Here is a 21,949-nt window from a genome sequence, read left to right as displayed (position 1 = left end):
CCTTGTCGCCGGCAAGCCAGCTCGCCCAGGTACCCCACAGACATCAAGACCAGTGGTGTACCCGTGCGAGCAGGCTTGCCGGCGACAAGGGGCCATCAGCTTTACCGCAGCAGGCTCTGGATCTGCTCGTGCAGGGTATCCAGGTCGAACGGCTTGGCCAGAATCGGCGCCTTGCGCGTGATCGGGCTGCCGGATTCAAGAATCTCGGCCGGGTAGCCGCTGATGAAAATCACCTTCAGGTCCGGCCGCAACTTGACCGCCGGTTCGGCAATCTCTACCCCGGATATCCCGCCGGGCAGGCGGTAGTCCGTCACCATCAGGTCCAGGTGCGGTTTGCTGGCCAGGATCGCGAACGCCTGCTCGCCATCCTCGGCCACCAGTACGTGGTAGCCCTCGCCTGCCAGGTAATCCTGCAGGATCATGCGAATCGCCGGTTCATCCTCGACGACCAGCACCACATCTTGTGCATCTTCACTCATGTCAACGCCTTGAAATGCTTGCAACAGCCATCTGACCCCAGGCTCATGCAGAGGTTGCCCGCGCCTGGTCGTTTTGTTGTGCGCAGGCTGCCAGCGGCAACTGCAGGGTGAACGTGGCGCCCTTGCCCTCTTCACTTTCCAGCAGGATACGCCCGCCATGGGCCTGGACGATCTGCTCCGATATGTACAGCCCAAGGCCCAGGCCACCACTGGCCTGCTGGGTAGCCACCCGCTCGAACTGCTGGAAAATGCGCTGCTGGTTGGCCGCGCCAATACCGATGCCGTGGTCCTGCACCTGCACGCAGGCCAGGCCATCTTCCTCGAACACACGCACGTGCACCGGTTTGCGCTCACCGTAGCGCAAGGCATTGGACAACAGGTTGGCCAGCACCTGCTCGATGCGAAACTCATCCCACTCACCGTGCAGTGGCTCGCAACGTTGCAGTTCGATGTGGGTTTCCAGCGCGGTGGCCTGCGCGGCAAAGTTCTCCACCAGGCCACGCACCAGCTGGCCCAGGTCGAACGCCTTGGGCCGCAGCGACAGCTTGCCGGTACGGATGCGCGACACATCGAGCATGTCCTCGACCAGGCGGATCAGGCTGTTGATCTGCCGCTCGTCGCGCTCGACCATGGCCTGCAGCCTGTCGCTGCTGAACGCGGCAAGGTTGCCGCGCGCAAGGTGCAGCTTGCGCAGCTGGGTTTCCAGGATCAGGCCGTTGAGCGGGGTGCGCACCTCATGCGACACGATCGACATGAAGTCATCGCGCATGCGCACGGCATGCTCCAGCTCGGCCCGCGCCGCCTGCAGCTGCGCGAGCAGCATTTCCTGCTCCTGGCGGCTGCGCTCCAGTGCCTGCAGCTGGCGGTCAAGGACCTTGCGCTGGCGGTACAGGTCGACGAACACCGACACCTTGCTCTTCACCGCCAGGGTGTCGAGCGGCTTGTGCAGGAAGTCTACCGCACCGCTTTCGTAGCCCTTGAAGGCGTAGTTCATCTCACGCCCGGCGGCAGTGACGAAGACGATGGGAATGTTACGGGTCTTTTCCGTACCGCGCATCAGCTCGGCCAGCTCGAAGCCGTTCATGCCCGGCATCTGGACATCGAGGATGGCCAGGGCGAACTCATGTTCGAGCAATAGCGATAATGCGGCTTCGGCAGACTGGGCCTGGTGCACCTCGCGATCTTCGCCCTGGATCAAGGCGTCGAGGGCCAGCAGGTTTTCCGGCAAGTCGTCGACGATCAACAGTTTGGCGATGGTGTGGCTTAGCATGCGCTGGATTCCAGGGCAGCGAGCAACTGCTCGATACCACTCAAAGTAAGGATATGGTCGGGCTGGTGCAGGGCCAGGGCAGCCTCCGGCATCAGCGCGACCTGTGCATCGCGAGGGTCCTGGACGATGGTCCGGCCCCCGCTGTTCTTGATATAGGCAAGCCCTGCGGCACCATCTTCATTGGCACCGGTGAGCAACACGCCAAGCAGGCCGGCACCATAGGCGTCGGCCGCCGACATGAACAGATAGTCGATTGCCGGTCGGGAGAAATGCACCGGCGGCTCCTGGCTCAGCGACAGGGTGAAATCGCGCTCCACCGACAGGTGGTAACCCGGCCCGGCCACATAGATCTGCCCAGGCCGCAGCAGCTGCTTGTCGCGCGCCTCGCATACGGGCCGATGCAAGCGGCGTTGCAGCACTTCGGCCAGCTGGCTGTGGCGGTCATCCGGCAGGTGCAGTACGCAGACCACCGGCAGGGCAAAGCCGGCCGGCAACGCGCCGAGCACCTTGAACAGGGCCGTCACCCCGCCTGCCGAGGCGCCGATCACCACCGCGCGTACGCCGTTCATGATTTACGGTAGATCCGTTCGGGCTTGACCAGCGGCTCGAAGCGCTCGGCATAGGCGGAAAAATCCACCGACTCCTTGCTGCCCAGCACCAGGAAGCCGCGGTGGCACAGGGACTCGTGGAACAGCCCCAGGGCGCGGTCCTGCAATACCTTGTCGAAATAGATCAGGACGTTGCGGCACGACACCAGCTGGGTTTCGGAAAACACGCTGTCGGTGGCCAGGCTGTGGTCGGCGAAGGTCACGTTCTCGCGCAGCGAGCTGTCCATGATGGCATTGCCGTAGGCCGCCGTGTAGTACTCGGAAAAATCCCGCCGGCCACCGGCCAGGCGGTAGTTTTTCGCGTATTCGCGCATGCTCTGCATCGAATAGATGCCCTGCTTGGCTTTGTCCAGCGAGTGCGGGTTGATGTCGGTGGCATAGATGATGGTGCGTTCCAGCAGCCCTTCCTCGCGCAGCAGGATGGCCATCGAATAGACCTCCTCGCCAGTGCTGCAGCCAGCAATCCAGACCTTGATCGAAGGCCAGGTGCGCAGCAGCGGCACCACTTCGTTGCGCACGGCCAGGAAGTGCTCCGGGTCGCGGAACATCTCGCTGACCGGGATCGTCAGGTACTGCAGCAACTGCATGAACATGCCGGGGTCGTGCAGCACGCGCTCCTGCAGTGCCGATACCGTCAGGCAATCGAACTGGCGCAGCGCATGCAGGATCCGGCGCTTGATCGAAGCGCCGGAATAGTTGCGGAAATCGTAGCTGTACTTGAGGTAGATGGCCTCGATCAGCAAGCGGATTTCAATGTCGGTGTTACGTTCGCTAGTCAAATTCGCTCCAGTTGCGGCAGCCAGACCCGGATCAGCGAGAACAGCCGGTCCAGGTCGATCGGTTTGGCCAGGTAATCGTTGGCGCCGGCCTGCAGGCAACGCTGCTGGTCATCCTTCATTGCCTTGGCGGTCACGGCGATGATCGGCAACTTGCGCCAACGCGCTTGCTGGCGAATCAGGCGGGTGGCCTCGAAGCCGTCCATTTCCGGCATCATCACATCCATCAGCACCAGGTCGATGTCGTCATGCTGTTCGAGGCGCTCGATCGCCTCGCGCCCGTTGCGACCGATTTCGACGATCGCGCCCTTGTGTTCCAGCGCACTGGTAAGGGCGAAGATGTTGCGCACGTCATCATCCACCAGCAGCACCTTGCGGCCCTCGAACACCTTGTCGCGGCTGCGCGCGGTCTTGAGCATGCGCTGGCGCTCGTTGGACAACTGCGACTCGACCTTGTGCAGAAACAGCGTCACTTCGTCGAGCAGGCGCTCCGGCGAACGCGCGCCCTTGATGATGATCGAGCGGGAATACTTGAGCAGGTCGGCTTCTTCTTCACGGGTCAGGTTGCGCCCGGTATACACGATTACCGGCGGGAACGCGCGGATATCCTCGGCGGTCATGCGCTTGAGCAGCTCGTTGCCGAGCATGTCCGGCAGCTTGAGGTCGATGATCATGCAGTCGTAGATGTTCTCGCGCAGCAGCGCCAGCGCATCCTGCGCCATGGCCACGGCGGTGATCTCGACATCGTCATCGCCGATCAGGCGGGCAATGCTTTCACGCTGCAGGTCATCGTCTTCCACCAGCAGGATGTGCTTGAGCTTCTGCGTCAGCTTGGCCTCCAGGCGGGCGAACACCTCCTTGAGTTCCTCGCGGCTGGTGGGCTTGACCGCGTAGCCGACGGCACCCATGTGCATGGCGGCCTCGACCCGGTCTTCAACAGAAATGATATGCACCGGGATGTGCCGGGTGCTGGCCTGCTCCTTCAGGCGTTGCAGCACGGTGAGGCCGGAATGGTCGGGCAGGCGCATGTCCAGCAGGATGGCATCGGGGACGTACTCGAGGGCCAGCTCGAAGCCCTCGTCGGCGCCCTGCGCGACCAGGCAGCTGTAACCCAGCTCGTGGGCCAGGTCGAACAGGATATGGGCGAAGTTCGGTTCGTCCTCGATCACCAGGATGCAGCGGTTGCCGAACGGTGCATGCTCGCGGTCGTCGGCAAACGCCGGGGCCAGACGTTGCTGCGCCACCGCCACCGGTGGTGTCGGTATAGCAGGCGGCAAGGCATCGACCGCCGGGCGCAGGGCCAGCGGTTCGGCCGTCTGGGCCTCGCGCTCGTAGCGCTCCGGCAGGATCAGGCTGAACACACTGCCCTTGCCGGGGCTGCTGTCGACGGTGATCTGCCCACCCAGCAGGTGCGCCAGGTCGCGGGAAATCGACAGGCCCAGGCCGGTGCCGCCATAACGCCGGTTGCTGGTGCCATCGACCTGGTGGAAGGCACCGAAGATCGCCTGCTGCTGGTCGGCGGCAATACCGATGCCGCTATCACGCACGGCAAAGATGATGCCGCTGTCGGGCTGGTAGCCGATGTTCAGGCTGACCTGGCCGCGCTCGGTGAACTTGATGGCGTTGGACAACAGGTTTTTGAGAATCTGCTCCAGGCGCTGGCGGTCGGTGAACAGGGTGGCCGGCACCTGGGTGTCGGTGGTTACCTCAAAGGCCAGGCCCTTGTGCCCGGCCAGTGGCTCGAACATGCCGCGCAGGCCTTCGACCAGGCGCTCCAGCTGGGTGGTTTCCGGCCGCACTTCGAGCTTGCCGGCTTCCACCTTGGCGATGTCGAGAATGTCGTTGATCAGGTTCAGCAAGTCGTTGCCTGCCGAGTAGATGGATTCGGCGAACTTGACCTGCTCCTCGCTGAGGTTGCCCTCGACGTTCTCAGCCAGCAGCTTGGCCAGGATCAGCGAACTGTTCAGCGGGGTGCGCAGTTCGTGGGACATGTTGGCGAGGAATTCGGACTTGTACTTGCTCGACCGTTGCAGCTCTTCGGCACGTGCCTGCAATTGTTCCTGGGCGTGGAGCAGCTCATCGTTCTTGCGGTCCAGCGCCTCGGTACGCTCGGACAATTGCTCGTTGGTCTGCTCCAGCTCCGCCTGCTGGGTTTCCAGGTGCGCCTGGGACTCCTTGAGCACGCGGGATTGTTCTTCGAGCTCTTCGTTGGCGGTTTTCAGTTCTTCCTGCTGCACCTGCAGCTCTTCGTTCAGTTGCTGGGTTTCGGCCAGCACTTCCTGCAGGCGCTGGCGGTAGCGGGCACTGTCGATGGAGATGCCGATGTTGCCGCCGAGCCGTTGCAGCAGTTCTTCGTCACGTGGCAGCAACGGCCGCAGGAAGCCCAGCTCGAGCACGCCATTGGTCTGCGTGCCCTCACTGGCCGGCACCAGCACAGCGCTGCGCGGCAGGCCCCGGCCCAGGCCGGAGCTGAGGTGGAAGTAGCCTTCGGGCAAGTTGTCCAGGCGCAGCAAGCGCCCCTCGCGCACCGCCTGGGCGAGCAGGCCTTCGTGGTCGCCCAGCACCTGCTCGCGGGCCTGCTCTTCGGCGTCCAGGCCATAACTGGCCACCCGCACCAGGTGCCCATGTTCGTCACGCACGTACAAGGCCCCGACCACGCTGCCCAGGTAAGCGGCGAAGAAGCGCAGGATGTTGTCACCAAGCATCGGCAGGGTCAGCTGGCCCATTACCTGCTCGGCCAGCTGGGTCTGGCCGGTGCGCAGCCAGGCCTGATGTTCCAGGCGCTCGGTGGCGCGTTGCTGGGCGTGCAGGTTGTCATCGTAGCTGGCCGACAGCGCCAGCAGGTCGCGCCGCCCCAGGTAGGCGAGCAAGGCGCTCAGGCCGACGATGAACAGCACGAACGACACCATGACCGTCACCGTGACCGTGCTGACCCGTTCGTTACGGGCCATCCGCAACTGCTGTTCGGCGTTGATCAGGGCGTCGAACTCCTTGCGGATTTCATCCGTCAGGCGCTTGCCGCGGCCGCTGCCGATCGATGCGCGGTAATCACCCTGGCTGCGACGCTGGGCGATGAGGTCGCTGCCAAAGTCGTTCCAGGCCTGCTGCAGGGCGATCAACCGGTCGATGCGCTCGACCTGCTGCGGGTTGTCCTCGACCATGCTGCGCAGGCCCTGCAGGCTGCCGAAAATACGCGGTTTGGCCACCTCGTAGGGGTCGAGAAAACGCTCGTCACCGGTGATCAGGAAACCACGCACACCCGTCTCCATGTCGATCGACAGCTTGACCGTCTCGTTGGCGTTGCCGATGACCCGATCGGTGTGCTCGACCCACTGCATGGCCGTAAGCAGGTAATTGATCACCCCGACAAAGGCCAAGGCCCCGAGCAGGCCCACCCCCAAGGGGAGGCCGACGTTGCGGGTCAACAACTTGCGGAAGCTGCGCTGGTCCATCGAGGCTGCTTGAATCATGTGAAAACGCCCGAGCAAGAAAAGTCCATGAAAGTGTGGCCGATCAATCGTTGTGGTTATCTGCCACTGCTGCGTCCAATAAAGCGAGTCTAACCAGCTTTAGCGGGTCTGGCAGGGCATTTAGCCAGTATTTGAAGGTGGTATGCGCCAATCGTTCCATCTGATTGCATGGAGCGGTATCCTCGGGGAACTTCTGCTGCCGCCCGGAGCACAGATTAAAGACATTCAATTGGTACAGGATCGGAACCATGCACCTTCTGGTAGTCGAAGACGACGACATCGTCCGTATGCTGATGGTCGAAGTGCTCGACGAGTCGGGCTACACGGTCATTGAGGCGGAAAACGCCAGTGCGGCGTTGCGCACCCTCGAAAACCCGGAACAGGCGCTGGCGCTGATGATGACCGACGTGGGGCTGCCGGACATGCGCGGCGAGGCGTTGGCGGCCAAGGCGCGCGAACTGCGGCCGACACTGCCGGTGCTGTTCGCCAGCGGCTATGCCGAAAGCGTCGATGTGCCAGAGGGCATGCACCTGATCAGCAAGCCGTTCAGCATTGACCAGTTGCGGGAGAAGGTGCTGGCTATCGTGGGCCCGGCTTGAGCGCAGCGCACCTCACGATTCCCTGCGCAACAGGTAGGTATCCATGATCCACCCGTTGCGCCTGCGCTCCCGTTCGCGGGTTTCGATAATCTGCGCCTTCACCGCCTGCAAGGGCCCGGCAATCAGCACCTCATCTTCAGTCCCCAGATACGCCCCCCAGTAGATCACCAGTGCCGGGTCATCCAGCTGGGCAAATGCGCAATGGCCGTCGAGCATCACCACCACATTGTCGATACGCCCCTGTGACGCCAGGCATCGCCCTGGCAGTACGGTCAGCGGTTCACCAATGCGGTTGAGCGGCACCTGGTGACGCGCAGCCAGGGCCTGCACGCTGCTGATCCCAGGAATCACCTGCAGGCGCAGGGCCATGCCGCGTTCGCGAACACGTTCGAGGATGCGCAAGGTGCTGTCATACAGCGTCGGCTCGCCCCACAGCAGGAAGGCGCCCACCTCCCCGGCGCCGATTTCCCGGTCGATCAGCTGTGCGTACAAGGCCGCACGCTGGCGGTGCCACTGCTGGACCGAGCTCAGGTAACCATCGGCATGCGCCTCGCGTACAGGGTCGGCCACCTGTACCAGACGGTAGCCGCCCTCAGGCCGGTAGCGTTGCAGGATGGCTTTGCGCAGGCGCACCAGCTCATGCTTGTCGCTGCCTTTGTCGAGCACGAAGAACACGCTGGCCTGGCGCAACGCGTCGACCGCCTCATAGGTGATCTGACGCGGATCGCCGGGGCCGATGCCGATCAACAACAGGTCTTTCATTGCCCTGCCCTTTGCCGGAACCAGCAACCATTGTCAGGCGCCTGCCGGTATTTGGCAAAGCACGCGATCAGAACAGCGAGAAGTTGTAGCTGACGATGACCCGCGTCTCGTCCATGTCACGCGCCCAACGTTCATAGTTGCTGCGGTAGGTGGAATTGCGCAGCCGCACGCTGACGTCCTTGAACGTGCCACTTTGCACCTGGTACCTGAGTTCGCTGTCGCGTTCCCATTCCTTGCCTTCGGCCGCACTGCCCGGCACCTTGATGCTGTCACCGTTGATGTAGCGGGTGAAGAAGCTCAGGCCGGGGACACCCATGGCTTTGAAGTCATAGTCATAACGCACTTGCCAGGAGCGTTCCTGGGCGGCGGCGAAATCGTTGACCTGGGCGTAGTTGACCAGGTATGGGTTGCTGCCATCCAGGTACGGCATGGCACTGTCGCCATACATGCGCTGCCAGCCGGCGCTGAGCTTGTGGCCACCCAGGCTGTAGCCGAGCATGCCGCTGAACGCGCGGTGCTCGATTTCACCCGCGCGGGCATTGCCAATGTCCTCACTCTTGATCAAGCGCAGGTCGGCCGACAGGCTGCCCACCGCCAATGATTGGCTGGCCACCAGGCCGAGGAAGTGCTGGCGGTAGATGTTCTCCAGCCTGGCCACCTGGTACTGGGCGCTGAGGCGCTCGTTGAAACGGTAGTCGATGCCGACCAGGTCAAAGTGGTCGGCCTCGATATCGCAGGCATATCGCTTGTTCTTGCAATGCACGCGAATATCCTGACGGTCGGTGGAATCCCGTGCGGTGTACTTGTCCAGGCGGGCCAGGGTCAACTTCAGGTTGCGCACTTCTTCGGAAGTCAGCATGGCGCCGTGGAACAGGGTCGGCAGCAGGCGACCATCGTTGTACTTGAGCAACGGCACGTCCGGCATCATCGAACCGTACTTGAGCACGGTATTGGACACCTTGGCTTTGGCGGCCAGGCCCATCTTCGCGTACTGGTCGGCCGAGTGCCGCGGATCGTGACCAGAAGACGGCAACAGGCCGCTGTTACTGTCCGCCGGGCTCGAGTCCAGTTTGAAGCCGAACATGCCCAGTGCGTCCACGCCAAAACCTACCGGGCCCTGGGTAAAACCGGACTGCACATTGAGGATCAAGCCTTGTGCCCATTCTTCGCGCTTGGACGCGCCCTGGCTGGAACTGCTGTGACCATCACGAAAGTCCCGGTTGAAATAGACATTGCGTGCTTCGACCTTGGCACTGCTGTCTTCAAGAAAACCGGCGGCCTGGGCATTGGCACCGGCACACAACAGGAACAGGCCGGCAACACGACGCCCGGGGGCGAGGGGGAAAGGGGCAAACATGCGGGAAAACATCCAGAATCAAGCGAGTAAATAACCTGTGGCGCAAGCTGGCCACGGTATTTCGGGGCGGCCGAAGAATACACGGCCATCATCTGAAATGATCGCGCAACCGCTCTAGGGCGGGCCATTGGACCATGGTCTAAGCACGTAGCAGGGCAATCATGAAGAAAACCGGAATTCGCGTACGTGACAGCCGGAAAGTTCCCGGCTTACTTCAAAAAAGTTTGCAGTTTACCCAGTACCGCTGAATGACTACACTCGATATCAGCGAACAACAGAACCCACCCGCGTGGCCGGCGTTTTTTAATTTTCAATGTTCGTCACGCCTCGCCACCCCCGACGTACAGGAGTGATTACAGTGTCCAGACTTGCAGAGTTTCGTGCTGCCGAAAAAGCGCTCCAGGAACAGATGGCGCAACTGGAAGCGTTGAAAAAGGATGCCGGCCTCAAACGCGAAATCGAATTCGAGCAGAAACTAGTCGGCCTGATGAAAAGCTACGACAAGAGCCTGCGCGATATCATCGCCATTCTCGACCCGAAGACCGTGACCCGGGCGCCGAGTGCAGCCCCGAAGCAACAGCGCCGGCCTCGCGTGGTGAAGGTTTACACCAACCCGCATACCGGCGAGCGGATCGAGACCAAAGGCGGCAATCACCGCGGCCTCAAGGCCTGGAAAGAACAGTACGGAGCCGCCACGGTAGAAAGCTGGGTACGCTGATGAAACATCCACGCGCACTTCACACTTTTTTCACAACGGCTGGCTCAGTATCGAGACAGCTAAAGGACTAGCGACCCCATCACGCGCCCGCACATGCGGGCCTCTAATTCCAGCGCCCTGCCTTGTGCAGGGCGCTTTCATTTGCGCAATCGGCGTACTGCCGTATCATGGCCAGCCTGTCTGTTTTGCCGGTGCCCTGCGCCCGGCCTTGCCTCAGGAGTTCCCATGAGCCTGCACGATCTGCAAACCCTGCCCGGCGTCACCGCCCAACCGGACGCTGGCACTGCCCAGTTCGTCTTCAACCACACCATGCTGCGGGTCAAGGACATCGAAAAGTCCCTGGACTTCTACACCCGCGTGCTGGGCTTCCGCCTGGTGGACAAGCGTGACTTCCCCGAAGCGGCCTTCAGCCTGTACTTCCTGGCCCTGGTCGACCCGGCGCAGATCCCGGCCGATGACGCCGAACGCCACCAGTGGATGAAGTCGATCCCCGGCGTGCTGGAGCTGACCCACAACCACGGTACCGAGAACGATGCCGAGTTCGCCTACCACAACGGCAACACCGACCCGCGCGGTTTTGGCCATATCTGCGTTTCGGTGCCGGACGTGCGTGCCGCCTGCGCGCGCTTCGAGACACTGGGTGTAACGTTCCAGAAGCGTCTGCAAGATGGCCGCATGAACCACCTGGCCTTCATCAAGGACCCGGACGGTTACTGGGTCGAGGTCATCCAGCCGACCGAACTCAAGGGCTGAGCGTTACCCGCGGTGCGCTCGTCGGGCCGGGAACTCCCGGCCCCTTGCCGTGGTATATGAAGGTAACTGCTTCACATGCCACAGCGAGGTAAGGACGATGCAATCTCTTCACTGTGAATACCGCCAGCACACTATCACCGCCAGCGTGATGCCCCATCCCGATTCCCCCCTGCCCTACGCCGCCGGGTGCCTGATTACCGACCCCGAAGGGCATACCAGCAAGCGCATGGCGATGCCGATGAAGTTCTTCTCCGACCTGGAGAATGCACAACATGTGTCGCTGGCCCATGGCCGGGCGCTGGTGGACCAGCAACTGGATGAAGGGCGCAAGGTGTTCTGATCCTGATGCCTTCTGTTCCGGCCCTTTCGCGGGTGACCCGGCGAAAGAGAGCCGGAACAGGCATAGTCAGATATCCCGGGCGTAAGCCACCGCCGCCTCTACCTGCGCCGGCGTCGGTCGCACACCGGTATACAGCACGAACTGCTCCAATGCCTGCAGCGCAATCACCTCCAGCCCGGTGATCACCGGTTTACCCAACGCCTGCGCCCGCCGAATCAAGGGTGTATGCGCCGGCATCGCCACCACGTCGAACACCCGTTCCGCAGCAGCGATGGCGTTCTCGGAAAACGCCAGCTGCTCGGCTTCCGCGCCGCCCGCCATGCCAATTGGCGTCACGTTGACCAGCATCGGCGGGCACAGGTCCTCCAGCTCAGCCACCCAGCGATAGCCGCACACATCTGCCAACTGCCGCCCGGCCTGCTCGTTGCGCGCGACGATGATGCCCTCGGCAAAACCGGCATCGCGCAAGGCACTGGCTACGGCCTTGGCCATGCCACCGCTGCCACGCAGGGCAAACGCGGTGCGCGGGTCGACCTGGTGCTGTGCCAGCAACTGGCGCACGGCCAGGTAGTCGGTGTTGTAGGCTTTCAGATGGCCATTGGTATTGACCAGGGTATTGACTGACTCGATGGCCGCCGCCGAGGGGTCGATCTCGTCGACCAGGGCCATGCACGCTTCCTTGTACGGCATCGATACGCCACAACCGCGGATACCCAGCGCGCGGATACCCGCCACCGCCGCCGGAAGGTCGTCGGTGCGCATGGCCTTGTAGTAGAAATCCAGGCCCAGCTGCTGGTACAGGTGGTTATGGAACCGCACCCCGAAGGTGCCGGGGCGACCGGCCAGGGAGATGCACAGTACGGTGTCTCTGCTGGGACTTGTCGACATGACCTGCTCCTTTGTCATCACTGAAACGTTTGTGCAGCCTACCAGAGGCACCACTGGTCGTCCCCTGCCTGTGGTGATTACGGACCGGCCCCGCGGGCAGGGTTGATAGAACTAATGACCACTATCGAGGAAGTTGATTTCAAACCGCGGCGGCGGCTGCGTATGGTGGAACCATGTTTACAGGAGGTCCCCATGGCCACTATCCAGATCATGTCCGTTGTCGGCAGTGCCGTCCCCGCTGCGTTGCGTGAACAAGGCCTGCTCGCCTGCTGGTACCTGGTGCGCAATGGCGAAGCCGTTAGCGGCCCGATGCCGAGCCGGGCCTCGGCCCAGGCGCTGATCGAACAGCTGCAACCAGGCACCCTGGTCGCCTGACCCGTATTTGTTGTGCGTTGCTCCCTACGCCCTTCTGGCCCGCCTATTGGCGGGTCTTTTTTTCCTCGACGCAGGCCTGCTGGCTTTTGTTGTAGGCTTGATCGGTTTAGCCTGGCGCTAGCCACGGCACGGACAATATTTACCTTCAAACCTATTTAGCAATGAGCTAAACACTGGCATGCTCCGCCTCATGGACATCTACGAAATCCGCAAGCACAACCTGGTCAAGCTGATCGGCAACCAGAGAAAAGGCTCCTGCGCAGAACGCTGGGGCATGGCCCCTGCGCACCTCAGCCAGATCCTCTCGAACAAGACAGCGAAGAACCTGGGTGATGACGTGGCACGCAGAATCGAGGGTATCGAGGGCTTGCCCAGGGGGTGGTTCGACACCATGGCGGCCACTGAGCAGGCACTGCCTGACGTTGGCGACAGCAGGCTATCCGCGGCTGACCTGGTCAAGCAGATGCTGGCCAGAAGCGGCAAAGGCATTCCCGAGGAAACCCGGCAACGGCTGCTGGCTGCTGCCGAGGAGCCGGTAAAGGCCACGCTGGTCAAGGCCGACCTGGCTCAGCCTGGCCTGGTGGGTGACGAGGTATGGATCGCTCACTATGACGTCCGTGCGGCCATGGGCGGCGGGCAGATTCCCCACGACTACCCGGAAATGCTCAGGGACGTCCGTGTCAGCCCAAGCCACCTGCGCGAGCTGGGTGTGGAGTTCAGCGACCATAACCACCTGAAGCTGGTCACCGGCTGGGGCCAGTCGATGGAGCCGACCATCAGGCACCGCGACCCGCTGATCGTCGACGTCAGCATCCGTGAGTTCGTCGGCGATGGCATCTACCTGTTCTGCTGGGGTGACCACCTCTATGTCAAGCGGCTGCAAATCGCCGATGAAGAGCATTTCGAAATGATTTCCGACAACTCGCGACACAAGGACCGCATGGTCCGTCGAGAAGAAATCTATATCCAGGCCAGGGTATTGCTGGTGTGGAATGCGCACCTGGTATGACGCCAGGCCCGCCCTCCTGGCGGGCTTCTTTGTGTAACTCGGAACGGTGCAGCCTCGCTGACCTGCTGCTCAACGGCAAGCTCGCCGCGCGCACCCATGCTGCTGCGCGCCCAACGCAGGGTGACACTGTCGTCATCGTTGAAGGCTAGGTCCAACTCAGGCGTCTCGGCCAGCAGACCCTTGATGCGCCTGGACACGGGCCAGTCCAATACCTGTATTCCTGTACAGTACCCAGACCAAGCATAGCCCACTGGCAAAACCAGCGTAAAGCCCGTTGGGGGATAAGTCTGGCGCGGAGGGGATTTGTCGTTCAGCGAAATTAATTTAGCCCAAAGCTATTGACATGAATTTAGCGTACAGCTAATCATTTTATCGACAGCGGCGTCGTCGTCGCTGCCAGCCCGAAGGGGCACAACCCGTTATCGACTATCAAGGAGTACCTCCATGAGCGTAGACATCAGCAAACTCATCCTTTCCGTTCCGGTGGCCGAATTCGCAACCAGCCTGGTCGCCGACGAACTCACCGGCAGCGAAGCGATCGCCCAGTATCCGGAGTATGTGTCAGTGCTTGCCGACGGTTCGGTGCGACTGTCTGCCCCGACCAAAGGCGTGTCGAGCAAAAGTACCCGGCGGACACGCTGTGAGTGGTCGGAGCCGACCTACTGGACGCTGGCCGGTGCGCCAAACCACTGGAATCGTCAAGTGATGACCCTGACCAAGGTCAACTGGGCGCAGAAGGTGGTCGTGGCGCAGATGCACGTATACGGCGACGACAGCCCGCCGGTGAAAGTGTTCTGGAAAAAAGGCGATATCACCCTGGGGTTCCGGCAGACCTACAACCAGACCGATCCGGTGAACTCGACGGTGCTCAGGGGCGTACCGCTGGGGGCGAAGTTTTCCGTGAGCATCCACGCCACCGCCCAGGGCACCGTCAACGTCACCGCCAGTTGCAACGGGGTAACCGGCAGCTCCGGCGACCTGCCGTTCGACAGCAGCTGGGCGGCGCACCGGTTCGAGTTCCATGGCGGCGTCTACAACCAGGTCGATTACACCGATACGACGCCAGCCGATGATGGCTCGATCTGCATCATCAGCGATCTATCACTGCTCCATGCCTGAACTTGGCTAGCCGCAAGACGTCCCGATGCCCTGTGCTTGGCGCAGGCAGCCCGGGACGTTTTGCGATGAGGCCGGTGTTGTCTGGCAAGCGCATTTGACCGCAAAGAGCCGGCTAACTACGCTGCGGCTACAAGCGTGAACCATTTTTGTGCGACAAGGAGTGTCGGCAATGTACCGGCATGTTCGTTCCCTATTGCTCATCGCCTGTGCCCTGCCCTTCACCCTCGGTGCGCTGGCCGCCCAGGCGCCGCTCGATCCGCTGGAAACCGTCAAGCGCATCAACCGCAACTACAACACCATCAATAACCATTGCCAGGAAGCCGACACCGGTGCCGCACGCGGCCACTACTACTGCAGTGGTGTGACCTTGCGCATGGTCAATGACGGGCCGTTCAACCCCTGGGACTACAGCCCCTATGCGGTCAACTCCCAGGGCAAGACGCCCTGGAACCTGGAGCCGTTCCGGCCAAGGCTATCAGACAGCGAAACCCGCGCCGCAGGTTGCAACCCGGTCCCGCGCTGACCACCCGAGCATTGACTTTGCACCTGGCAAGCAAGGAGGTGCAGCCGTACCCGAATGAAGTTGGACCGCAGGTTGTTTTTTGGCTGATCAGGGAGATACATGCCATGCAAAAACGTTTGAACCGGATTGTCCCGCTGCTGACCTTGCTGTTGTTTCTGCACATCACGTCGGCCTACGCCGAGTCTTGCGAAGAGACCCTGAGGCAGGTGGAAAGCCTCTACAACAGAACCGTCGACAGCTGCGGCAATGACCCAGCATCCGACTGTTCAGGCCTGTTGATCAGGGGTACCCACCGCGCCGACCCGGCGAAGGGCCAGCAATGGGACGTCTGGAACCCAAGCCCCAAGGCGCGAGAGCTGGGGACCTTTGCCGCCTCGTGGATGCGGGCCGACGGCATCAGCTATGAAGACCCGGGCATGAACACGCAGAACGGCTACATCATCAAGCCGATCGACCTGGTGCGCGCCCCCGAGACGCCGGTGCATGTGTACTGTGCCTTCCCCAACGACGCCTGGACCGATTTCCGTGATGACCGGGGCTGCGGCAATAACCGCAATACCAGCCAGACCGAGGCCGTTTGCCAGGCCATGGCCCCACCCATCACCAACGCCAGTGCCTGGGTTGCCCATTTCACCCGGTTCAACAACGACCGCCTGCAGGACCAGCTGCAATGTGGCTTCAACATGCGCAACCCGATGAGCAGCCAGGACCGGGTCAATGCGTTCCGCAACTTCATGGGCGCCCGACGTGCCATCAACACCCGGGAGTTCCAGACCCAGACCGAGCTGCGCCTGGGCAACCCGAAAGATGATGAATTGCCGATCCTGGCGTTTTTCTATAGTGACCAGCGCGGCCTGAACGATGCCCTGGCCAACCAGCGCGACTACAAGAACAAGACTGGCAAGGACCGCAACATCGTCAAGATCGACTTCCCGCGCACGCCCAACGGCAAGGCCAGCTTCTCCTGCACCCAGGCAGCGCCGCTGCCCACGCAGCGGTTCTGCGACAGGTACATTGAGTCCAGCACCTGGGTGCAGCGCCCGGATCCGAAACTGGGGCCAGACACCTGGTCGCTGCAAGTCGTGCCCACCGCGTGCGGCCGGGCGATCAAGGACGATCAGACCGACCGGATGTTCGCCGAGCTGTACAACAAGCACAAGGACGATGCGCAATGGCGGCGTTACAGCGTTAACGGTGGCTCGTTGCGTCGCCAGCTGGTGTGCCACCTGGCAGCTAGCTATGACAACAAACCGGTCAGGAACAAACCCGAATGGAACCTTGAGCCGGCGCGCCCGTACGTCGACCAGGCCACGGCTGTAGCGCAATACTGCAACCCGTATTGATCCATTGGCGCGGGCCTGCCGGTACCAACCGGTATCGGCGGGTTCCAGGCCTTGATGTCAATGAAACGCGCCAGCTCGGCGAACACGGCCTGAGGGGGTTGGCTCAGCCAGGCAAGTGAGCCATGACGTAGTGCACCGTCCTCTCCAGGGTTTGCGCCATGTCGGGATGCGTCAACCGATACTTGCGCTCCAGTTGCTGGCTTTCGCTCATGTCGAAGCGCTGCGTCTGGATGAAGTTCAATGACTCGGCGCGAATCTGCAAGCGGGCGGCCAGCCCGGGAATCTTCGCCAGCCAGCGGAGCAACCCGATCGCGACATGACGCCGCGGTGCCTTGACCCCCAGCGTTTTTGCCAGCGCTTCGAGCAACCCCGGCAGGCTGGGGGTGTGCTCATTGAGCGCCAGCACCTGCCGGTTGGCCAGCAAAGGGTCGAACGCTACGCAGGTCATCAGCGTCACCAGGTAATCGACGCTGACCATTGGCAACCAGTGCCGGGCGGAACCGGGAACCGCCTTGAAACGCCCTCGCGCCAGATTGTGAATGAGCTCGACCAGTGGCTGGCCTGCCAGGATGTGACCACTCTCGCTGTGCCCACCCACCGTTGCCGGGTGAACGATGGTGTAATCCACACGTGCTTCCTGCAGGTAGCGAATGACTGCGAAATGCGACTCGAGCTTGCTGCCTTCGTAGCCACCCACGCGGCTATAGACGGCTGGCCAGTCAGTGTTTTCCGGGCATTCGTGATCAACCCCGATACGCCCAAGGAAGGCAAGGTTATGCACCATGTAGCCGCCCACCATCAGCAACCGCACACCCAGGCTAGCCGCCAGCCTGGCGACCCTCAGCGCGCCTTGCACATTGATCGCGCGGGCACGCTCCATCGTCAGCCCCCAGGAAAACGCCGCCGCCAGGTGGAAGACCACCGAGACGCGCGACACGCACTGCCGGTCTGCCTCGCAGAGGCCAAGCCCGTCCCGGCTGATATCACCCGCAACGGCATGGATGTTCGCCGGGTTACCGCCCAGCTGGCCGACCTGCTCTCTGAGAGACGCAATGTTTTCAGGGTTGCGCATGAGCACCCAGGTCTTGTGCCCAGTCGCGGAAAGACGGGCCAGCAAATGTTGCCCGACAAATCCGCTACCGCCTGTAACGAAGCATTCCACAGCCATGACCGAATCCTTGTTTGCATGATCGGCGCAGGCTAAGGTATAGAGCCTGGTCTACAGTCAAGGAATTTTACTGTGAATGTTGCGGAACTGGAGCGCCGCAGTGGCATCGGCCGTCACGCCTTGCGCTATTACGAAAAGCTCGGGCTTATCGGCGCCCATCGACGGGCCAACAACTACCGCGATTACAGCGAACAGACCGTTGCCGACCTGCAGTTCATTCAGCTTGCCCAGAGCATGGGGTTTTCGCTTGCGGCGATCGGCGAGATCCTGGCTGCCAAGCGCGGCAACACGATCAATTGCGCCCAGGGCGCGGCCTTGATCGCGGAAAAGATGGCCGAAATCCAGGCGAAGATCGTCACCCTGCAGGGTGCCTATGCGTCACTGGATGCGGAGCGGGCGAAGCTTGAAGCCAGCGCTATCGCCAAAGGGCTGATGGTGCCGAACCTTCCTGTACAGAAGGCTGTCTCCAGGCAATAAAAAACCCAGCGCAATGGCTGGGTTCAAGGGTTAGCGCTTGCTTACTGGGAAACGCTTCGGCTGTGGTGCCAGTACAGATAGGCCAAGCCTACTGGAGCGACGAAAATCGCCATTGACCAGCAAAGCGCCATGGTGAAGACCTTGACCGCCAACATGAACAGCGCGTTTACGAAAAAGACATTATTACCCATGATGAAGCCCACTACGCTTTCGTAGACGAAACGAGAGTACGGGTATAACAAGGTCGAGACGACTGCCATCAGCAGCAGGCCGGGTTTGCCGGTCAGGCCGGTGGGGCTATTGGCAGCGAAGCCCAGAATCAAGGCCGCGAAAAGCGCCCCGAAGAAAAGCTGGCGGATGTAGTAGCTCGGTGTCAAACCGCCGAATGTCATTGCAATGATGCGCCGCATAAGATCCCTCTCAGGCTGGTAACAAAGGCGCAGACTTTACCAGTTGCAGAATTTGCGGGCAAAGCGGCAAATGGCAAGCCGAACCTGATTAGCCAGGGCGGCTGGTTATCCCTGCCGAGCGTGCAGCAACTGACCCACGCCTTATCCTGCCGTAGTACAGAATCGGTACAGGATTAAATTTCCTTCACCTTGCGCCCTTTAGTCATAAGGCATTCGACAGCAATTCAGCCATACTCCAGAATGCAGCGGTTTTTGGGGGAAAACCCTTGCACAGCCAACGACATACCAACTTTTAGTGAGCCTCAACGTGAAAACATCCCTGTCCATTCTCAGCCTGCTGCTGTTGCTCACAGGTACCGCGACCCTCCCGTCGACCGCTGCTGCACAATCCCCGGCCCAGGTTCAACGTGACCCGTCCAAGCTGCACCTGGCTTCGGGCAGCGCTTTACTGATCGATCTGAACAGCAACCAGGAGTTGTATTCGAACCACGCCGACCGCGTGGTGCCGATCGCTTCGGTGACCAAGCTGATGACCGCCATGGTAGTGCTCGACGCCAAGCAACCCATGGATGAAATGCTCACCATGACCATCGCCAACAACCCGGAAATGAAAGGCGTGTATTCGCGTGTGCGCCTGGGCAGCCAGCTGGACCGCCGCGAAACCTTGCTGATTACCCTGATGTCGTCGGAAAACCGTGCGGCCAATACCTTGGCCAATCATTACCCGGGTGGCTACCCGGCATTCATCAAGGCGATGAACGCCAAGGCCCGTAGCCTGGGCATGGCGCACACCCGCTACGTCGAACCGACCGGCCTGTCGACGCAGAACGTGTCCACCGCGCGCGACCTGGCCAAGCTGCTGATGGCCTCGCGCAAGTACCCGATGCTGAGCGAGCTGTCGACCACTCGCGAGAAGACCGTGGCCTTCCGCAAGCCCAACTACACCCTGGGCTTCCGCAATACCGACCACCTGGTAAACAAGAGCAACTGGGACATCAAGCTGACCAAGACCGGCTTCACCAATGAGGCCGGGCACTGCCTGGTGCTGTTGACCCGCATGGACAACCGCCCGGTGGCCATGGTCATCCTCGATGCCTTTGGCAAGTACACCCACTTCGCCGATGCCAGCCGCATGCGCCAGTGGCTGGAAACCGGTACCGCCAAGCCAGCGCCGGCGGTGGCCATGCAGTACAAGGCGGAGCGGCAGAACAAAGGGCGTCTGGCGGCGGAATGACGGTGCCCGGTGACATTGCCGTTTAAGCCAAGGGCGTGTTCATCGAAAGAGTGATGGCGCCTATCGGATCGAGCGCCGCCGGCGCGGCGCTCGATCCGATAGGCGCGGCAACTCTCCCGGCGTACACCTGGTGGCCCTGACCCGCCTTCAGACCGGGAAGCAGCAATCTCGCTGAACATTCTGGGATGCCTGGGCGGGCCTCATCGCGGATGAATCCGCTCCTACAAGAGCCTCGCATGAGAAGCCCTGGCCAGGCGGGCGCCGTTGCCAGCGTCAGGCCTGGGTACTGACCATTCCGCCCGCACTGCTGCCACCGGTCTTCTGCAGCGCTTCGAGCAACTGCGCGGTGGCCTGCAGGATTTCACCATTGAGCGTGGCGATGCTCGCCTGCCTGGCGCTCACGGCCGCCAGCTTGGCCGTTTCCTCCATCTGCTGAGCCATCACCAGAGCCAGTTGCTTCTGCTCGTCGGCCAGCTGTTTCTGCAACTTCTTGATCATTTCGCGCAATTGCCTGATGTGCGCTGGTTCAGAACTGTCGCTGCTGCCCTCGGCGCCCTTGGCTTTGCTGCCAGCGTTCACTTTCGACAGGTCGGCCTGGGTGCCGGCCCCGCTTTCTTCGCTCTTCTGCACATCCTGGCCAGCGACGCTGGAGGTGCTGACCGACACTTGGCCCGTGCTGCCGACGCTGTTTGCTGCGATAGCGGTCATATATTTCTCCCTGCAATAAGAAAATGGTCCCTGGACTGTTCTGCCTATCGGCCGCCAGGCGCAGGTCTTTAGCCCCGGCTTGCAACCGCGCAGCCGGCCGCCGGTAAATTCCCGGACGTTTGGCTCGTTCCAACCCATGTACCTACGCAGGCGCCGGCTCACTCCCGGCGTGCGTCCACATTCGACCACTATGGAATCGCAGCCATGAGCCAGTCTGCACACACGGAAACTGTAAAAGACTTGATCGGCGTGGGTTTCGGCCCTTCCAACCTGGCCCTGGCCATCGCCCTGGAAGAACTCGCCGAGTCTCAGGGCCATGCCCTCGATGCACTGTTCATCGACAAGCAGCAGGACTACCGCTGGCACGGCGAAACCCTGGCGACCCAGAGCGAGCTGCAGATCTCGTTCCTCAAGGACCTGGTATCACTGCGCAACCCCACCAGCCCCTACAGCTTCGTCAACTACCTGCACCAGAAGCAGCGCCTGGCTGACTTCATCAACCTCGGCACCTTCTACCCCTGCCGCCTCGAGTATGACGACTACCTGCGCTGGGCCGCCGAGCACTTCGCTACCCAGGCGGTGTATGGCGAGGAGGTGCTGCGTATCGAACCGGAAGTGCAGGCGGGCCGGGTCGGACACCTGCGCCTGGTCTCGCGTGACGTACAAGGCCGCGAATACAGCCGCCGCACCCGTTCGGTGGTGGTCGGCAGCGGCGGTACCCCGAAAATCCCGGAGAAGTTCGCCGCCTTCACGGATGACCCGCGCGTGTTCCACCACTCCCGGTACCTCAGCAGCCTGAACAAGCTGCCGTGCACCGCCGGCACGCCAATGCGCATTGCCGTGATCGGGTCAGGCCAGAGTGCCGCAGAGGCGTTTATCGACCTCAACGACAGCTACCCGTCGGTCAAGGTCGACATGATTCTGCGCGGCTCGGCGCTCAAGCCTGCCGATGACAGCCCGTTCGTCAACGAGATCTTCGCCCCGGACTACACCGACCTGGTCTACAACGAGCCGGCCGACCAACGCCGCAAGCTGCTCGGCGAATACCACAACACCAACTACTCGGTGGTCGACCTCAACCTGATCGAGCGTATCTACGGCATCCTCTACCGGCAGAAAGTGGCGCACCAGTACCGTCACAACGTGCTGTGCCGACGCCAGGTGGAAACGGTGCTGGCCACCCGCGAAGGGCTGGAGCTGACCCTGCGTGACCTTGCCACCGGCCAGCAGCAGACCCACCGCTATGACGCGGTGATCCTCGCCACTGGCTACGAACGCCGCTCGCACCGTGACCTGCTGGCACCACTGGCCGGCTACCTTGACGATTTCACGGTCGACCGCAACTACCGCGTGCTGGCCAGCCCCGACCTGCAGGCGTCGGTATACCTGCAAGGCTTCTGCGAAAACAGCCACGGCCTGAGCGACACCCTGCTCTCGGTGCTGCCGGCACGCGCTGCGGAGATCGGCCGCGCGCTATACCAGGATCTGGCCCAGTTGCACGGCAGGCAGCAGGCAGCGGTCGCCCTGACCCGTGCCTGACCCGCTGCCAACCGCCTGGCCGGC

The 21,949-nt window shown here is 61.9% G+C and carries 23 protein-coding genes; 12 read left to right on the top strand and 11 right to left on the bottom strand.

What is annotated here, in order from left to right; translation table 11 throughout:
* Nucleotides 1-101 precede the first annotated feature (101 nt).
* From QSV36_RS13165 to QSV36_RS13145, 5 genes are read right to left on the bottom strand one after another with little or no spacing between them, the layout of a single operon-like run.
* Entirely contained in the window at nt 102-479 is a 378-nt protein-coding gene (locus QSV36_RS13165; protein WP_225777371.1) for a response regulator, read from the bottom strand.
* A 43-nt stretch (nt 480-522) separates the two neighbouring features.
* Nucleotides 523-1,749 (bottom strand): hybrid sensor histidine kinase/response regulator, encoded by a 1,227-nt coding sequence (locus tag QSV36_RS13160; protein WP_289132168.1) that lies wholly within the window; start codon nt 1,747-1,749, stop codon nt 523-525.
* Nucleotides 1,743-2,318: a chemotaxis protein CheB gene (locus tag QSV36_RS13155; protein WP_289132166.1), complete on the bottom strand. Its 576-nt coding sequence runs from the start codon at nt 2,316-2,318 to the stop codon at nt 1,743-1,745. Before QSV36_RS13155 ends, QSV36_RS13160 begins: the two co-directional genes overlap by 7 nt.
* Nucleotides 2,315-3,136, bottom strand: a complete 822-nt coding sequence (locus QSV36_RS13150) for a CheR family methyltransferase (protein WP_289132165.1) — start codon at nt 3,134-3,136, stop codon at nt 2,315-2,317. The genes QSV36_RS13155 and QSV36_RS13150 overlap by 4 nt, the downstream gene beginning before the upstream one ends.
* Nucleotides 3,133-6,603, bottom strand: a complete 3,471-nt coding sequence (locus QSV36_RS13145) for a response regulator (RefSeq protein ID WP_289132162.1) — start codon at nt 6,601-6,603, stop codon at nt 3,133-3,135. The genes QSV36_RS13150 and QSV36_RS13145 overlap by 4 nt, the downstream gene beginning before the upstream one ends.
* Nucleotides 6,604-6,851: 248 nt before the next feature.
* On the opposite strand from QSV36_RS13145, the gene QSV36_RS13140 reads away from it, so the two are divergent.
* Complete coding sequence (locus QSV36_RS13140; RefSeq protein WP_289132160.1) at nt 6,852-7,202, top strand: response regulator; 351 nt, start codon at nt 6,852-6,854, stop codon at nt 7,200-7,202.
* 12 nt (nt 7,203-7,214) lie between these two features.
* Here the strand turns inward: QSV36_RS13140 and cobF are convergent, their stop codons facing one another.
* Together cobF and QSV36_RS13130 are read right to left on the bottom strand one after the other, a co-directional pair.
* Nucleotides 7,215-7,964, bottom strand: a complete 750-nt coding sequence (gene cobF, locus QSV36_RS13135) for a precorrin-6A synthase (deacetylating) (RefSeq protein WP_289132158.1) — start codon at nt 7,962-7,964, stop codon at nt 7,215-7,217.
* Between the two features lie 67 nt (nt 7,965-8,031).
* Nucleotides 8,032-9,321, bottom strand: coding sequence for an OprD family porin (locus QSV36_RS13130; protein ID WP_289132156.1), 1,290 nt, complete (start codon nt 9,319-9,321; stop codon nt 8,032-8,034).
* A gap of 358 nt (nt 9,322-9,679) precedes the next feature.
* Here QSV36_RS13130 and QSV36_RS13125 point away from each other — a divergent pair, with 358 nt between their 5' ends.
* The 3 genes from QSV36_RS13125 to QSV36_RS13115 all read left to right on the top strand — a co-directional run bounded on the left by QSV36_RS13125 (nt 9,680) and on the right by QSV36_RS13115 (nt 11,132).
* Entirely contained in the window at nt 9,680-10,039 is a 360-nt protein-coding gene (locus QSV36_RS13125; protein WP_225777363.1) for a histone-like nucleoid-structuring protein, MvaT/MvaU family, read from the top strand.
* A 225-nt stretch (nt 10,040-10,264) separates the two neighbouring features.
* On the top strand, nt 10,265-10,792 hold the full coding sequence (gloA, locus tag QSV36_RS13120) for a lactoylglutathione lyase (RefSeq protein WP_289132154.1): 528 nt from the start codon (nt 10,265-10,267) through the stop codon (nt 10,790-10,792).
* 97 nt (nt 10,793-10,889) lie between these two features.
* On the top strand, nt 10,890-11,132 hold the full coding sequence (locus QSV36_RS13115; protein ID WP_289132152.1) for a hypothetical protein: 243 nt from the start codon (nt 10,890-10,892) through the stop codon (nt 11,130-11,132).
* Nucleotides 11,133-11,198: 66 nt separating this feature from the next.
* On the opposite strand, the gene QSV36_RS13110 is transcribed toward QSV36_RS13115, so the two are convergent.
* The gene (locus tag QSV36_RS13110) at nt 11,199-12,020 is read right to left on the bottom strand and encodes a shikimate 5-dehydrogenase (protein ID WP_289132151.1); all 822 of its coding nucleotides are present in this window, start codon (nt 12,018-12,020) and stop codon (nt 11,199-11,201) included.
* Between the two features lie 192 nt (nt 12,021-12,212).
* Between QSV36_RS13110 and QSV36_RS13105 the strand changes: the two genes are divergently transcribed.
* From QSV36_RS13105 to QSV36_RS13080, 5 genes are all read left to right on the top strand, one after another.
* Complete coding sequence (locus tag QSV36_RS13105) at nt 12,213-12,395, top strand: hypothetical protein (protein WP_170029369.1); 183 nt, start codon at nt 12,213-12,215, stop codon at nt 12,393-12,395.
* Between the two features lie 190 nt (nt 12,396-12,585).
* On the top strand, nt 12,586-13,404 hold the full coding sequence (locus QSV36_RS13100; protein WP_289132530.1) for a S24 family peptidase: 819 nt from the start codon (nt 12,586-12,588) through the stop codon (nt 13,402-13,404).
* Between the two features lie 444 nt (nt 13,405-13,848).
* Nucleotides 13,849-14,523, top strand: coding sequence for a polysaccharide lyase family 7 protein (locus QSV36_RS13090; protein ID WP_289132147.1), 675 nt, complete (start codon nt 13,849-13,851; stop codon nt 14,521-14,523).
* Nucleotides 14,524-14,692: 169 nt separating this feature from the next.
* Nucleotides 14,693-15,046: a DUF2599 domain-containing protein gene (locus QSV36_RS13085; RefSeq protein ID WP_289132145.1), complete on the top strand. Its 354-nt coding sequence runs from the start codon at nt 14,693-14,695 to the stop codon at nt 15,044-15,046.
* Nucleotides 15,047-15,150: 104 nt separating this feature from the next.
* A complete protein-coding gene (locus QSV36_RS13080; RefSeq protein ID WP_289132143.1) occupies nt 15,151-16,389 on the top strand; it encodes a DUF2599 domain-containing protein in 1,239 nt (412 codons plus the stop codon).
* Between the two features lie 103 nt (nt 16,390-16,492).
* Here the strand turns inward: QSV36_RS13080 and QSV36_RS13075 are convergent, their stop codons facing one another.
* Nucleotides 16,493-17,557, bottom strand: coding sequence for an SDR family oxidoreductase (locus QSV36_RS13075; RefSeq protein WP_289132141.1), 1,065 nt, complete (start codon nt 17,555-17,557; stop codon nt 16,493-16,495).
* A 72-nt stretch (nt 17,558-17,629) separates the two neighbouring features.
* Between QSV36_RS13075 and QSV36_RS13070 the strand changes: the two genes are divergently transcribed.
* The gene (locus tag QSV36_RS13070) at nt 17,630-18,034 is read left to right on the top strand and encodes a MerR family transcriptional regulator (protein ID WP_289132139.1); all 405 of its coding nucleotides are present in this window, start codon (nt 17,630-17,632) and stop codon (nt 18,032-18,034) included.
* Nucleotides 18,035-18,075: 41 nt separating this feature from the next.
* Here QSV36_RS13070 and QSV36_RS13065 read toward each other — a convergent pair whose 3' ends face one another.
* The gene (locus tag QSV36_RS13065; protein WP_289132137.1) at nt 18,076-18,444 is read right to left on the bottom strand and encodes a hypothetical protein; all 369 of its coding nucleotides are present in this window, start codon (nt 18,442-18,444) and stop codon (nt 18,076-18,078) included.
* A gap of 307 nt (nt 18,445-18,751) precedes the next feature.
* On the opposite strand from QSV36_RS13065, the gene pbpG reads away from it, so the two are divergent.
* Nucleotides 18,752-19,678, top strand: coding sequence for a D-alanyl-D-alanine endopeptidase (gene pbpG, locus QSV36_RS13060; RefSeq protein WP_289132135.1), 927 nt, complete (start codon nt 18,752-18,754; stop codon nt 19,676-19,678).
* A 273-nt stretch (nt 19,679-19,951) separates the two neighbouring features.
* Here pbpG and QSV36_RS13055 read toward each other — a convergent pair whose 3' ends face one another.
* A complete protein-coding gene (locus QSV36_RS13055) occupies nt 19,952-20,386 on the bottom strand; it encodes a hypothetical protein (protein WP_289132134.1) in 435 nt (144 codons plus the stop codon).
* A 204-nt stretch (nt 20,387-20,590) separates the two neighbouring features.
* Here QSV36_RS13055 and QSV36_RS13050 point away from each other — a divergent pair, with 204 nt between their 5' ends.
* On the top strand, nt 20,591-21,925 hold the full coding sequence (locus QSV36_RS13050; protein ID WP_289132131.1) for a lysine N(6)-hydroxylase/L-ornithine N(5)-oxygenase family protein: 1,335 nt from the start codon (nt 20,591-20,593) through the stop codon (nt 21,923-21,925).
* Nucleotides 21,926-21,949: the final 24 nt, after the last annotated feature.

This window comes from Pseudomonas sp. BCRC 81390, assembly GCF_030341915.1.
Taxonomy (GTDB): Bacteria; Pseudomonadota; Gammaproteobacteria; order Pseudomonadales; family Pseudomonadaceae; genus Aquipseudomonas.
Note: the sequence above shows the minus strand (reverse complement) of the source record. Positions and strands in the feature narration are given on the sequence as shown.